The 14,513-nt window shown below is 51.1% G+C and carries 14 protein-coding genes and 2 riboswitches; of the genes, 1 reads left to right on the plus strand and 13 read right to left on the minus strand.

Features of this window, described 5'->3' with window-relative positions; genetic code table 11:
* Positions 1-2: 2 nt before the first annotated feature.
* Together udp and AC4OGX_RS06575 are read right to left on the minus strand one after the other, a co-directional pair.
* Positions 3-800 carry a uridine phosphorylase gene (gene udp, locus AC4OGX_RS06570; RefSeq protein WP_493329270.1) on the minus strand — a complete coding sequence of 266 codons (798 nt, stop codon included), beginning with the start codon at positions 798-800 and terminating at the stop codon, positions 3-5.
* 13 nt (positions 801-813) lie between these two features.
* Positions 814-1,752 carry a ketopantoate reductase family protein gene (locus AC4OGX_RS06575; RefSeq protein ID WP_493329272.1) on the minus strand — a complete coding sequence of 313 codons (939 nt, stop codon included), beginning with the start codon at positions 1,750-1,752 and terminating at the stop codon, positions 814-816.
* Between the two features lie 293 nt (positions 1,753-2,045).
* Here AC4OGX_RS06575 and AC4OGX_RS06580 point away from each other — a divergent pair, with 293 nt between their 5' ends.
* Positions 2,046-2,666, plus strand: coding sequence for a TlpA disulfide reductase family protein (locus AC4OGX_RS06580; protein ID WP_493329274.1), 621 nt, complete (start codon positions 2,046-2,048; stop codon positions 2,664-2,666).
* A 145-nt stretch (positions 2,667-2,811) separates the two neighbouring features.
* Here the strand turns inward: AC4OGX_RS06580 and AC4OGX_RS06585 are convergent, their stop codons facing one another.
* The 11 genes from AC4OGX_RS06585 to AC4OGX_RS06635 form a co-directional block, all read right to left on the minus strand.
* Positions 2,812-4,719, minus strand: a complete 1,908-nt coding sequence (locus tag AC4OGX_RS06585) for a molybdopterin biosynthesis protein (RefSeq protein WP_493329275.1) — start codon at positions 4,717-4,719, stop codon at positions 2,812-2,814.
* Between the two features lie 29 nt (positions 4,720-4,748).
* On the minus strand, positions 4,749-5,981 hold the full coding sequence (locus AC4OGX_RS06590; RefSeq protein ID WP_493329277.1) for a molybdopterin molybdotransferase MoeA: 1,233 nt from the start codon (positions 5,979-5,981) through the stop codon (positions 4,749-4,751).
* Positions 5,978-6,583 (minus strand): ATP-binding cassette domain-containing protein, encoded by a 606-nt coding sequence (locus AC4OGX_RS06595; protein ID WP_493329279.1) that lies wholly within the window; start codon positions 6,581-6,583, stop codon positions 5,978-5,980. Before AC4OGX_RS06595 ends, AC4OGX_RS06590 begins: the two co-directional genes overlap by 4 nt.
* The gene (locus tag AC4OGX_RS06600; protein ID WP_493329281.1) at positions 6,570-7,253 is read right to left on the minus strand and encodes an ABC transporter permease; all 684 of its coding nucleotides are present in this window, start codon (positions 7,251-7,253) and stop codon (positions 6,570-6,572) included. Before AC4OGX_RS06600 ends, AC4OGX_RS06595 begins: the two co-directional genes overlap by 14 nt.
* A 17-nt stretch (positions 7,254-7,270) precedes the next feature.
* On the minus strand, positions 7,271-8,194 hold the full coding sequence (locus tag AC4OGX_RS06605; protein ID WP_493329283.1) for an ABC transporter substrate-binding protein: 924 nt from the start codon (positions 8,192-8,194) through the stop codon (positions 7,271-7,273).
* 124 nt (positions 8,195-8,318) lie between these two features.
* Positions 8,319-8,441, minus strand: a riboswitch (molybdenum cofactor riboswitch).
* A 149-nt stretch (positions 8,442-8,590) separates the two neighbouring features.
* Positions 8,591-9,337 carry a 2Fe-2S iron-sulfur cluster-binding protein gene (locus AC4OGX_RS06610; protein ID WP_493329285.1) on the minus strand — a complete coding sequence of 249 codons (747 nt, stop codon included), beginning with the start codon at positions 9,335-9,337 and terminating at the stop codon, positions 8,591-8,593.
* The gene (locus tag AC4OGX_RS06615; protein ID WP_493329286.1) at positions 9,334-11,154 is read right to left on the minus strand and encodes an NADH-ubiquinone oxidoreductase-F iron-sulfur binding region domain-containing protein; all 1,821 of its coding nucleotides are present in this window, start codon (positions 11,152-11,154) and stop codon (positions 9,334-9,336) included. Before AC4OGX_RS06615 ends, AC4OGX_RS06610 begins: the two co-directional genes overlap by 4 nt.
* Positions 11,155-11,628, minus strand: a complete 474-nt coding sequence (locus AC4OGX_RS06620; RefSeq protein WP_493329287.1) for an NADH-quinone oxidoreductase subunit NuoE family protein — start codon at positions 11,626-11,628, stop codon at positions 11,155-11,157. It abuts the gene before it with no gap.
* Between the two features lie 13 nt (positions 11,629-11,641).
* Positions 11,642-11,917, minus strand: coding sequence for a MoaD family protein (locus tag AC4OGX_RS06625; protein ID WP_493329288.1), 276 nt, complete (start codon positions 11,915-11,917; stop codon positions 11,642-11,644).
* 56 nt (positions 11,918-11,973) lie between these two features.
* Complete coding sequence (locus AC4OGX_RS06630; protein ID WP_493329289.1) at positions 11,974-13,776, minus strand: aldehyde ferredoxin oxidoreductase family protein; 1,803 nt, start codon at positions 13,774-13,776, stop codon at positions 11,974-11,976.
* Complete coding sequence (locus AC4OGX_RS06635; protein WP_493329291.1) at positions 13,773-14,252, minus strand: 4Fe-4S dicluster domain-containing protein; 480 nt, start codon at positions 14,250-14,252, stop codon at positions 13,773-13,775. The genes AC4OGX_RS06630 and AC4OGX_RS06635 overlap by 4 nt, the downstream gene beginning before the upstream one ends.
* A 43-nt stretch (positions 14,253-14,295) precedes the next feature.
* Positions 14,296-14,427: riboswitch (molybdenum cofactor riboswitch) on the minus strand.
* Between the last annotated feature and the right edge of the window lie 86 nt (positions 14,428-14,513).

Raw genomic sequence — 14,513 nt, forward strand, 5'->3', positions numbered from 1 at the left:
CCTTATTTACTTTGGTCTGCCGCCTGTGCCTCATCCATTTTGATCAGCTCTCTTACCGCCTCTACTGCCACGCGGATCGCCGCATCCGTATCATGCACGACCGGGTTTTCCATCCCCCGCTTCGCCCGTTCCTGATTTGCCAGAACAAGAAGTACGGAGCCTGCACGTACCTTTAAGCTGCTTGCCACGATAAACAGAGCCGCTGACTCCATCTCTGAGGCCTTGCATCCTAGTTTTACCCATGCATCCCATTTGTCAAGCAGCTCATATCCCACCGGCTTCGTCTCCGGTGAATGCTGTCCATAGAAGGAATCCTTGCACTGGACTACTCCCACATGATACGGCATAGAAAGCTTCTTTGCTGCCTTTACAAGTGCATTCGTAACGCCAAAATCCGGTACCGCCGGGAATTCGATCGGCGCATATTCCTTACTGGTCCCCTCCGCCCGGATGGCTCCATTGGCGATCACCAGATCCCCGCTTTGCACCTCAATATCCATCCCGCCGCTGGTTCCGATCCTAATAAAGGTGTCGGCCCCTGACATGACCAGCTCCTCCACGGCGATGGATGCTGATGGTCCGCCGATCCCGGTAGATGTCACGCTCACCTTCACTCCATCCAGGGTCCCTGTATAGGTCACATATTCTCTGCTGTCTGCCATCAGTACCGGTGAATCCAGATATCTGGCAATCAGTGCACATCTTTTGGGGTCTCCCGGCAGGATGACATATCTGCCCACATCCCCTCTGCCGACCTGGATATGATACTGCTTTCCTTCATTTTCCGAGTAATTGATCATACGTCTTAGCTCCTTATCTTCTTTTCTGCGCCGCCTCGTTCTTCTCCTCAAGCACCCTGACTGCCTGCAAAAATACCCAGCATACAGGGGTCTCGATTCCCAGCTCTTTTCCCATTCTCACCATGCTTCCTGCAAACATCTCGATCTCCGTTTTCTTCTTTGCCTCCAGATCCTGCAGGGTGGACGGCTTATTCTCATACGGGATCCTGCAGATCGTCTCATACTGCTTACGCATCTGCTCCTCTGTGATGATGATCCCCTTTGCCTGTGCTACTGCCTGGACCTCCTTCATCGCTGCCCAGCGGATCTCATTGGCCGGTTCGCTGTCCCGAAACATCCCGAACGGGATCCCCAGCATTGCACAGGTCAAATTCTCGCCTACGTTGCACATGTACTTGAACCAAAGCCCCCACATCATATCCTTCTCCACTTTATAGGGAATATCGCAGTATTCCATCAGATCGCTGACTGCCCGGACCCGTTCTGTCAGTGTCTCGTTCTTTGCCTCACCAAAATAAAGCTTTCCCCAGTAAGGATCGAAATCAGCCCTGCCATTCTTCATGACAATGGACATCCTCATATAGGAATACAGGACATGATCCCAGCCATAGACTGCTGCGACACGCTCCTCACTGTCCACACCATTCATAACACATAGGATCTGCGTCTTCTCTCCCACAAACTCCCGGATATCCTCGATCGCCTGATCCAGCCCCATATCTTTTACCGCCATGATGACCAGATCCTTCGGTGTACCATCCTTAGGCGCACAGATAGGAAACCGGTAATTCTCCCCGTTGACAGTCACACCCTTAGTTTCCAGACGTTCCTTTCTCCTGCCCTGTGCGATCACACAAAAATTTTCTCTTCCCAGATGTTCTTCCAGACGGGGTGCAAAAAATACCCCCATTGCTCCAAGCCCGATTAATGCAACACTTTTCATTTCCATCATGATCTGCCTCCTTCGCCTGACTGATGATACCTTTATTAGGCTTAATTAGTATTTTCAATTTGTATGTATTATATCACGAATACAAGACTCGTGGAAGATTCCTGCTGATCCTTTTACACCATTTCTATATCATACGTCTTATCTGTATGGTTCATAGAATGATCTATGAATATCCCCTTTAGGTAAAACTTTTTCTACAAATTTCCTTAATTTCCTTGACATACCATTCTGTAACTGTTATCATTACAGTATAAACTGTACACATAGTAATTACAGAAAGAGGTGAACCCTTCATGAAGAAAAAACCGGCCTTTTTAGCAGCACTGTTGATCGCAGCATTATCACTGACTGCCTGCGGCAATCGTCCAAAAGCAGAGGACACTGCAAAGACTAAGCCGTCGCAGGAAACAAAACTCAAGACTGCCGCCGCCCCAGATTCAGATACTACCTTTGAGAATTTTAAAATCATGAAATCTGATGGAACCGGAACAGAATTGACCAATCTCCTCCAGGATGCAGAGCTGACCGTGATCAACATCTGGGACCCATCCTGTGAATCCTGTAAGGATGAGATGAAAGCTTTTTCCACAATTTCCGGTCAATATTTTGGAAAAGGAGTTCAGATCGTAGGAGTGATCCGGGGCATTACGCAGAAACGAGACAAGGATGCCCTTGCAGTCATCGCAGAGACTGATGCCAACTATGTCCATCTGTTAGACACTAAAGAGCTGGACCAGCAAATACTCAGCAAATATCCCGAAACACCTACTACCCTGTTCTTAAACCGTGACGGACAGCTGGTTGCAGATCCTTATACCGGTGTCAAAGACCAGGCATTCTGGGAGAAAGAGATTGAAAAATATCACAGTCAGGTCTGCGAAAACGACCATCCCGCAGACTGCGCCACGGGATGAACGCCCTGGTAGCAGCAGGCTGCTGCTTTTACAACAAAAACTGCGTCCGAAAAAAGCTTTCTATCGGACGCAGTTTTTCATTCAGACAATTCTGTTACTTTCCACAGAGTGTCACCCCTTTTGCTGCAAATATCACGTCCGGCTCCTACAGCAGTACGATCTTCCCCGTACTCTCAAGGCTGTATCCTCCGGCTGCTTCTGCCTTTTCGCGAAACTCGCTGCTTTTTAACACTTCCAGGAACTCTTTGACTTCCAAAAGCTCTAAAGACTCTCTGCGGACGGCGAAGTCATATTCCTCTTCCCCCACAGGGATAAAGTCAAGATCCATCGCACGGGCCGCCGAGCAGACTCCCATTCCGGCATCCGCCCCGCCGCTTTTTACCAGCGCGGCCACAGCCATATGGGTTGCTGCCTCCTTGTCATAACCGTCAATCTCTTCCGGTCGGATTCCCGCGGTCTTTAGCTTGTAGTCAAGCAGCACTCTGGTCCCGGCTCCCCGCTGGCGGTTGACATAGGTGACCCGGGTCAAGTCTTCGATTCCCCGGATTCCTTTCGGATTCCCCTTTTGGACCAGGATCCCCTGGATACGCTTCACACCCTTGATCAACGCCATCTCCTGTCCCTGGAAAAGCTTCTGAAGATAGGAAATATTATAGATCCCCGTTTCCTCATCGAGAAGATGAGTCGGTGCGATATGCGTCTCCCCCCGCTTTAATGCCATCAGTCCGGCCATACTTCCCACATGGGTGCTGGATAAGAAGCTTCCCGGATAGGAAAGCGGCATCAGATCTGCCAGGAAGTCCAGAATCAGGTCATGGCTTCCAATGGACACTACTGTATGCTCGATCTCTTCCAGGCTTCGGTATAATTCGACTTCCACCGTCTCCCCGGCCTCGATCCCTTCACTGTTTTGTCCGATGATGCAGAATCCGTCCGCCCGCACCAGACTCATAGCTGCTCCTGCACCTCTTGCCAGCGGAGAGGCGATCAGTTTGTCACCGACCTTCCCCACCTTGACCCGGACATATTCCTGATGCTTTAAGGAAGACACCAGCCGCTTGGAAAGGACCGCCTCCACAGTATGCCCGGCAGGACTTCGTTCTCCCGACATCAGATCCATGACCGGCCTGACAAAATTCTCAAAGTCGATATATGCAGATACCGGATATCCCGGAAGGCCTATGACAGGCTTGCCCTCGACGATGGCTAAAATCACAGGCTTGCCCGGCTTGATCGCAACGCCGTGGACTAAGACCTCACCCATTTCCCTTAAAATATGAACCGTATAATCCTCTGTTCCCGCACTGGATCCGGCATTCACCACCACGATATCGTTTTCAGAGAGTGCCTCCCGGATGGCAGACTTGATCTTCTCATAATCATCCTCCACCGGAGGATAGCGATGCGGGATTCCGCCGTAGGTCACAGCCATGGCCGCAAACATCCGGCTGTTGGACTCGATGATATCGCCCTCCTTCGGGCTCTGATCCGGCTCAATGATCTCCGTTCCTGTGGGGATCAGTCCGATCCTTGGCTTTTTCACGACCTCCACATTAAGGATCCCGCCGCTTAATAACACGCCGATATCGATGGGACGGATCTTATGACCTCCGGGGAGCAGCATCTCTCCTGCCACGATATCCTCGCCGATGGGCCGCACGTGCTGCCATCCGCCCGCCGCCTCCAATATCTGCACCCGGTCCTCATCCACCTCCAGCAGATCCTCTGCCATGATCACCGCATCATAAGGAGGACGGACCGGATCCCCTGTATCTACGATCTGAAAATCCGTGCCTTTTACAAGAGTGAGCGGATTTTCCTGTGAGGCGCCTTTCGTCTGTCTGGATACCACTGCGATCCCGTCCATGGCTGCCGCATTAAACAGAGGAGAACAGCATCTGGCATAGACCGCCTTTGCCGTCATCCGTCCGAGAGAATCCTCCACAGGCAGAACCTCTGTCTTTTGTACCGCAAGCTTTTGTACCGCCTCCCTGTACAGCTTTTGCGCCTCATTCACCGGTATCGTTTTTAAGTATAAATTGCGTTTTCCCATAAACTCCTCCTTCGGGTCATGTAGCTTATCTAGATTTCAAATACAGACACCTGCTCGCCCTTTTTTAATCCTTCTTTATTCTCCTCGATCAGGATATACCCGTCCGCCCTGGACAGCGTACTGATCAGACCGGAGCGGCCGAACACCGGATACGCCACAAGCTTTCCTTCTTCCTCTCTCTTTAACTGCACCAGCTGACAGGTCAGTTTACCCGGTGCAGCGGGAAGGTTGGTGGAGATCTCTGCGGTCCACGGATAGGGTTCCTTTTCTCCGGTCACCGCACGCCACAGCCAGCCCACCAGCAGTTCAAAGACCAGCATGGCAGCCGTGGGATGTCCCGGCAGTCCCGCCAGAAGGGTCTTTGTTGTCCTGTCATATCCGAGAATGGTAGGCTTTCCCGGCTTTAGGGCAAGCCCGTGGGTAAATGCACCTTCACTGGCAAGTTCGTCGATGACGGAATTGGTCTCATCCTTTTTCCCCTGGGAGCTTCCCCCGGAAACAACGACGATATCACTGTCTTTCATGGCCCTTGCGGCACTTTTCAGCAAAAGAGCACGTTCATCCTTTAGCACCTCATGGCCTGCCACACAAAAGCCCAGTTTTTCTGCCATGGCATAAAGCCCGTAGGTGTTGATATCCCTCACCTGCCCCATCTTTGGGGTCTGTCCGGGCGCTGTCAGCTCATCTCCTGTGGAAAGGATGGTAATCCTCCAGGGACGGTAGACATTTACCCGGGTGATCCCTAAAGAAGCCAGGACGCCGATGGCGGGCGGGGTAAGCCTCGTGCCCTTTGTAAGAACCTTCTCCCCTTGTTTCATGTCATCTCCGGCCTCCACGATGTTGGCCCCTGCCGCTACACACTGGTAGACTGCCGCCTCGGTATCAGAAAACAATTCGCAGTACTCCACCATCACGACACCGTCGGCCCCCTCAGGGATCATGCCTCCGGTGGGTACATACACACAGGTCCCCGGTGTAACAGGCACGTCCGCCGCCTTCCCCATTTCCACCTCGCCGATGACCTTTAAAAAGACTGGGATACTCTCTCCCGCGCCCCCTGTGTCCGCCGAACACACCGCGTAGCCGTCCACCGAGGATCTCCTGAAAAACGGTACATTTTCTCCTGCACAGATATCCTGGGCCAGCACAAACCCTCCCGCATCCAGAAGCTCTTTTTCCATGATCTTTGGCACCGGATCTCCCATGGCCCTTAAAATCTTCCGGCGGGCCTCCTCCACCGTATCTACATTCAGCAATTTCATGATTTTACAAACCTTCCTTTTTCCATATAGTGGATCTCATCACAGATCTGATAAATATGATCCAGCTGATGATTCACGATCAGCCACGTAACAGGCTCCTTTTTCTGCACTTCCAGGATCATTTCTTCAAATAGTTTTTCGCTTTCCGGGTCCAGATTGGATAATGTCTCATCTACCATGATCAGTTTCGGACGGAAGATCAGCGCCCGCAGAAATGACAGCTTCTGCCGCTCCCCGCTGGAGAGAGACTTCGCATACTGCTTCTTCTGGCTCAGAAGTCCGGCCTTTTCAAGCAGCCCGTCGATCTGCTGTTCATCCGGCCGGATCTTTCGGATGGTAAGAGGGTAGATCAGGTTCTGGTAGACCGATGTGTCCATTAGATAAGGTCTCTGCAGCATCATGGTGATTTCCCGCATGTTCAGCCCTTCATAATCGATACTGCCGCGGTCCGGTTTCCATATTCCTGCCGCCGTTTTTAAAAATACCGTCTTTCCGCAGCCATTCGGACCGACGATCCCATGAATTTTCCCCGGCTCTATATATAAGTCGTCCACTTCCAAACGGAACTTTCCGACCGTCTTTTCCAAATTAGTAATTCTCATCCTGCTCCTCCTCTTTCTGGAGCATGTCGCAGACCCACTGCAAGACGAATGCCATCACTAGAAGGAGAACTCCAAGCGCGACCCCCTCTGTAAAGATCCCCTGGCTTTTTAAAAGCGAGATCGTTGTGGTCATAGTCCGCGTCCTGCCCTTGATATTGCCGCCCACCAGCATGACCGCCCCCACTTCACTGATGGAACGGCCGAATCCGGTCACCATGCAGAAGTAGATCTCCCGCCTCATCTCACGGATCGTAAGGAGTGCCGTCTGAAAACGGCTGGCCCCCATCGTCACAGCAAAGATACGGATGCCCGGCGCCGATTTTCTGGCATAAGAATAGATCATCCCGCAAATGATCGGAGTGATGATCAGCGTCTGTGCGATCACCATCCCCTTCATGGTAAACAGAAGAGACAGAGGGCCTAAGGGCCCCCTGCGCATGATCAGGAGATATACCACCAGACCTACGACCACCGGAGGCACTCCCATCAATGTCCGGTTGATCCTCACGATCACCTTCTTCCCCGAAAACTGGAACTTCTCAAGCAGAAGCCCCAGCATGATCCCCAGTACAGATGATATTGCGGTAGAACAGACTGCCATCGTAAATGTCACCTTGACGGCACTTATAATTCCCGGATCTGATATCACACTTTTCAGCCACTCTATCATCCGCCTTTTCCTCCTGTCTATGAATCAGTTCCCGCGTTCGGCGTAAATAATGCCTGTCCATATTCATCGATTCCATATTCCCCGATCAGTTTCTGTATCTTGTCAGAGCAGATCCATTTGATAAAATCGTTCGCTCCCTCGTTATTTACTTCCGGATATTTCTCCGGATTCACAGCGATCACGCCATACTGGTTCAGCAGATTCTTATCTCCTTCGCAGACAATGTCAAGCTCACTCTTAAGTGTGGCATCCTTGCTCTGTTTTAACCAGGTACCCCTGTCAGTCAGGCAGTAAGCCTTCTGCTCGTCTGCCATGGTAATGGTAGCGCCCATGCCCTGTCCGGATTCGATATAATTCGGGTCTGCGGACGGGTCAAGCTCCAGTGCCGCCCAGATCTTCTTTTCCTTCTTATCTGTGCCGGAATCGTCTCCTCTGGATACGAACGGAAGCTGGTCGTTGATGATCTGGGTAAATACCGCATTGATATCATCGGTCTTTGCGATCGGCTCCTTTGGCCCGATGACGATAAAATCATTGTACATCACCGGAAATCTCTCGACTCCAAAGCCGTTTGCGAGGAATTCCTCCTCGCTGGACTTTGCATGAACGAGCACCACATCTACGTCCCCGTTCTCTCCCATCTTTAAGGCCTCTCCTGTCCCTACGGCGCTCCATTCTAAGTCCCATCCGGTATCCTCTTTAAAGATCGGCTTTAGATAATCCAGAAGCCCCGTATCCTCCGTGCTTGTGGTAGTTGCCATCATCAGTTTACCCTTGTCACTGCCCTCATCTTTCGCAGTGTCCTTCGCTGCATCCTTTTGGGTATCGTCTGGTGCCTCTGTCTTCGTATCTTCCTTTTTCTCCTCTTTCGGGCCGCCGCATGCGACGAGTCCAACTCCCATTGCCATTACGAGCATTACTGCCAAAACTTTTTTCTTCATAAATTTTTCCTCCTTTTCAGCACTGTTTATTACATAATCCTGCCATCCTTTTGATCGGAAATAGAGTGTTCTATTCCACAAAAAAATGGCCTCTGAAAAAGAAGACCACGCAAAATATACCTGATAAATTTTCTGCGGATATTCTTTTCAAATACGGAAGGCGCCCTCTTTTCAAAAAGCACCCATTGGCCTGCTGTCATGACTACACCGCCGCTTTAGACAGCCAGGCTCGAATTCCTGCAACCGATATGTAATTTTCAAGTCTGCTGTGATATATTTAAAATGCCGCCGGCCTTATTTACACCTCCCTTCTTACATTTCCCGGCAGCGTTTTAGTCTCTGACCGCTCTTATCTTCAATGAATCGCTCTCCTATCTTCTATGTGCCTTACAGATCTTACCGGGTCCCATAGGTATGCGCCAGCACATCCGCCATGTCTTTCTTTTTGCACTCCGGGCAGAGCTCCTTTGGCTCCTCGCCAGAGCGGGCCGCAGCATATTCGATTTCTTCCCTTGTGCCTACCACTGCATCGCATTCCTGACAGTGTACCAGTTCAAACTCCCGTCCCCAGATCCTTCTCTTATCAGGGCCGTCCTCAAAAGCGATGGCATTCGTCGGACAGACCTTCACGCAGCTTAAGCAGCCGATGCAGGCGCTGCTTGGCTCATCATAGGGAGTCGATATCTTCTTCGAAGTTCCCCTCATGACTGTGGAGATGGCTCCGGTTCCCAGGCTTGCACAGGCTCTTGCACAGAGTCCGCACATGATACACTTTTCTCCTTCAATGGGCTGAAAACGGCTGCCATCCATGGCTCCATAGTGGCTGCATAAAGCCGCGATCTCTGCACTCTGTGGTGCTCTTTTCGCCAGCAGCATCAGGACCGCACCCCGGTCCTTTTTCACCCGTTCGCTGTCCGTATAGACTTCACAGGGACGTTCCACAGGATATACGCAGGATACCACGATCTTACTTCTTCCCTTTTCCACAACTTCTACCAGACATACCCTGCAGCATCCCTGCTCCGAAAGCCCGGGATGATGGCACAGCGTGGGGATATAAAATCCATTTCTTCTGGCAACTTCAAGAAGAAATTCTCCTTTTTCACAGGTACAGACTTTACCGTTGATCGTAATCTCTATCATGCCTGCTGCCCCCTTTCTGCGGTATCATTTCTTCCCAGGGTCACAACCGCATCAAACTTACATGCCTCCCTGCAGCTTCCGCAGGCGATACACTTCGCCTGATCGATGACATGTACTTCTTTCTTATTCCCACTGATCGCATCCGCAGGACATCCTCTTGCACACATGTCACAGCCGATACATTTATCAGACAGGATCGCGAATCTGGTCAGCTCCTTGCACACACCTGCCGGACATCTCTTCTCACGGATATGTGCCTCATACTCCTCCCTGAAATACTGGATCGTAGTCAGTACCGGATTGGCCGCGGTTTTTCCGAGACTGCACAGGGACGCATCCTGCATCGCATGGCCTAAATCCTCCAGAAGTTCGATGTCTCCTTCCCTTCCTCTGCCTTCGCAGATATCGGTCAGGATCTCCAGCATTCTTCTTAAGCCCTCACGGCACGGGGTGCACTTTCCGCAGCTTTCCTCACACAGGAAATTAGTATAATACCGGGCAACCTCCACCATACAGCTTCTGTCATCCATAACGATCATACCGCCGGATCCCATCATGGCCCCATACTCTGCCAGAGAATCAAAATCTACCTCCAGATCCAGCATGGATTCCGGGATACAACCCCCTGACGGACCGCCTGTCTGTACCGCCTTAAAGGCACGGTTGTTTAAAATTCCGCCGCCGATATCATAGATCAGGTGGCGCAGCGTGCTTCCCATGGGCACCTCAACAAGCCCGGTCCTTTTGACCTTTCCTACCAGGGCAAATACCTTTGTCCCGCTGCTGCCCCTGGTTCCGAGCTGTGCAAACTTCTCCCCGCCGTCTCTGATGATGACCGGGATATTTGCCAGCGTCTCCACATTGTTTAAAACAGTGGGCTGGTTCCACAATCCTCTCTGCACGGAACGGATATACTTAGCCCTCGGCTCTCCTACCCGGCCCTCGATGGACGCCATCAGTGCCGTGGACTCCCCACAGACGAATGCACCGCCGCCCCGGACTACCGTAAGCTTTAGCTTATGCGCGGATCCCATAACCGACTCTCCGATGATTCCCCTTGCTTCGGCATCCCGGATCGCCTTCTTAATGTGCTTCACTGCCAGATCATACTCGTCACGGATATAGAAAAAGCCTTCCTCGGCGCCTACCGCCACTGCCGCGATCGCTAACCCTTCTATCACACAGTGGGGATCTCCTTCCAGAATGGAACGGTCCATAAAGGCTCCCGGATCGCCCTCATCTCCATTGCATGCTACATATTTCGGGAAGGTCTCATAAGAAGCCGCGGTCCGCCACTTTCTTCCTGCCGGGAATCCTGCTCCGCCTCTTCCGCGCAGCCCTGACTTCTCGACTTCTGTGATGATCTCATCGGCTGACATGGACACCGCCTTTTTCAGTGCCTCATATCCTCCTTCCCTTAGATAATCTTCAATATTCTCCGGGTCGATCCGTCCGATATGTCTAAGCGCCACCTTTTCCTGGTGGGCATAGAAAGGATTCTCCTCCTGGGAGCGTACCCTTGTCCCGGTATCATCCTTATACATCAGGCGAGGGATCTCCTCCCCGCCAATCACCGTCTTTTCTATGATCTCCCGGGCATCCTCAGGTTTTACCTTATAATATACCAGATTATCCGGCAGGATCTTTACAATGGGACCATTCTCACAGAACCCGTTGCATCCGGTCGTCTTCACGTCCGCGATGATCTGAGCAGCCGCACATTTCTCACAGGCGGCCTCATTTAACGCCTCCACAACCTTCATACTGCCATTCGCCCGGCACCCGGTACCACAGCATATCAGAATCTGCTTCTCCATCTATGCAGCACCACCTTTCCGGACATCATTTAAAATCTCTTTTAGTTTCTCAAGCGTTACCTTTCCATAATACACGTCATCCACCACCAGCACCGGTGCCAGCGCACAGGAGCCCAGGCAGTTCACCGTCTCGAAGGAGAAAAATCCGTCCTCTGTCGTCTCACCCGGCCCGATGCCCAGTTCTCTTCTCACCCCGTCGATCAGAGTAGATGCCCCCCTGATATGACAGGCCGTACCGTCACAGCATTTGATGATATGTTCGCCTTTGGGTACCAGACTAAGCGCCTTATAAAAAGTAGCCATGGCATATAAGGCAGACACCGGACAGCCCAGATACCCTGCAAGCGCTTCCATACCCTCTCTCGGCACATACTGGTAAGTCCTCTGCATATCCTGCATAATTGCCAGCGCATGTCTCTGGCTGCATTCATAAGAATGAATGATCTTCTCGATACTCTCTATGGATACTTCCACAATTCCACCACCTTTACCCGCCTGCAACAACAGGGAAAATCGATACTACATCATCCGGAAGAAGCTTTGCATGGATTCCTCCCAGATGTGCCACATGCCTTCCGTTGACCAGAATAATGATCTCTTCTCCCAGTTCCTCCCCGTCAGGCGTAAGCATTTTTTTCCTCAGCTTATCTCCATAGACATCACACAGGGAATGAGCCAGATGATATAGATCCTCCTCATATGGAAAATCGGTCGTCTTGCAGCCGGTATAATCTCTGAGATAAGCAAAAAACTTGATCTGCATTGCTTCCTCTCCTTTTTTATACGGCAGAAGATCACTCCTCTGCCGCATTCATGTTCTTATAAACCTAATTCCTGTTCCTTTTCCGGGGTCGGAATACCTTCGGCATCCCAGCCTCTTACCTGGTAATATTCTGCCAGCATGGTATAAAGATCGTTGACCTTGCCCTTTGCAGGCCCTTCCGGCAGTTCTTCTCTTAACAGTCTCGGCGGCAGCGTATCCTTCTCCACTCCGGCAGCGATGTTAAATTTTTTCTCCAGATTCCATACACGCTCACCCTTTAACAGGATATCCGCATCCGATTCATCACTTCCGACTGCCTCACGGTATTGTGCAGCCACCTCCGGAAGTCCGATCGCAAATGAGGTGAACAGACAGATTCCTACAGAATCGATCAGTGCCGTCAGATCCTGGAATACCTTCAGCATGGATGCCTTGCCTTCTGTTACCAGCGGATCCATCTTAACAGGAAGTCCCAGTACCTCCGGTGAGGTCATATATCCGCGCACATGGCAGCCGCCACGGTTGGAGGTTGCATACTCCAGTCCGATTCCCTGCATTGCACGCCCGTCATATGCCGGCATCTCCTGTTTCTTTACAGACATAGAGAGTTCCGGATGGCCATACCTTTCTGCCAGACGGTAGGATCCCATCGCAAGCTGGGAACCGAATCCCTCGTTCTTTCCTGTCATCTCTGCCAGCTTCACCATGGTCGGTGCATCGCCGAAACGGATCGGGATCCCGCCGGTATCTTCCTCTGTCAGATAGCCTGCTTCGAATAATTCCATGGCACAGGCAATGGTCGCACCCAGTGTGATCGGGTCAAATCCATACTCATTACAGATGAAGTTTGCCTTACATACTGCTTCCAGATCGTCGATTCCGCAGTCTGCACCAAAGGACCAGCCTGCCTCATACTCCGGTCCTTCCCCTCTGGACTTGAACGGTCCGTCCGGGATATCTACCACACGTCCGCAGCCGATACAGCAGCCGAAGCAGCCCTTGTTGCGGATCAGATACTTCTCTGCCAGTGCCTCTCCTGAGATATTGTCTGCATCTGCATATACAGATCCGTCACGTCCGTTGTTCTTCGGAAGTGCACCGGATTCATTGATAATGTTGACCAGGATCTCTGTTCCATATGCTCCAAGTCCTTCTCCGGTAACCGGATGTGCTTTTAAGACCTTTCTCGCATTTTCGATGGCATCCATGAAGCCCTCCGGCCTTGCAACATAGATGGACTTCGTTCCTTTCACAGCAACTGCTTTGAGCTTCTTACTTCCCATCACAGCGCCCATTCCGCCTCTGCCTGCCGCGCGGTGCTTATCATTCATAACGCCCGCATACAGACATAAATTCTCGCCTGTCGGTCCGATACAGGAAATCCTGAAAGACGGACCACAGATCTGATTCAGTTCATCTGTCGTATCATATACGGTCCTGCCCCACAGTTCATCCGCATCCCGAAGCTCTACCACATCATCGTTGATATACAGATAAACCGGATGGTCACTCACTCCTTCAAAAATAATCCCGTCATATCCGGCAAACTTAAGCTCCGGTCCGAAATGCCCGCCGGAATTGGCTGCGCCTATGGTTCCGGTAAGCGGAGCTTTCGCTACGACTTCAAAACGTCCGCTGCAGGAAGCTGCTGTTCCGGTAAGCGGTCCTGTCATAAAGATCAGCTTGTTGTCCGGTCCCAGCGGATCGATCCCCGGATCTACCTCATCGCAGAAATACTTCGTTCCCAGTCCTCTTGCGCCAACATAATCCTTCGCTGACTGCATATTCAGCGGTTCCTTTTTCACGGTACCGTCTGATAAATTCACTCTGATGATCTGTCCCATATATCCGTACATCATGCTTTTGCCTCCTCTCCGAATACATCCTTAAAGTGGTCGGCAACTGCACGCTTCCTGTCGATTCCCTCTTCCGGATCTTCATAGGTAATCGCCCCTGTCGGACAGAACTTCGCGCATTTCGGGTCTCCGCCGCACAAGTCACACTTATGTACCTGCCTTCTCTCCGTATTAAATCCAATGTTGCCGAGAGGACATGCATTCATACACATCTTGCATCCGATGCATTTATCCTGGTTGATCACAACTGCATCCTTGTCATCCCTGGAGATCGCACCTACCGGACAGACATCCAGGCAGCACGGGTTCTCACACTGCATGCACATCACCGGAATACAGATGGCTGCCTCCTCATACGCCATGATGCTGACGTTGGCAAACCTCGGATTAAATGCTCCATTGTGCCCAAAGGAGCAGACCAGTTCGCAGGTTCTGCATCCCAGGCATTTCTCGGGCTTGATCAATAACTGTTTCCCCATTAGCCAATACCTCCTTCATTAAAAAAATCCATTACTATGCCGGCCGGCATAATAATGGACTCCTTTGCAATCAGGCAGGCAGCACCGTTACCCGTGCTACCCATTGGTCCCGCTTTCCCGTATGCTTATCGGCCTTCATACGTCAGAAACCCGGGACTCGGAGTTGATTTACTTGTTCTTGTAAATATTATAGTATAAGTTGCCCAAAAATACCAGATAATTTTTGAAATTTTTGTAAATTTTTATATTTCATGTTAAATT

This window comes from Faecalicatena sp. (assembly GCF_058819085.1).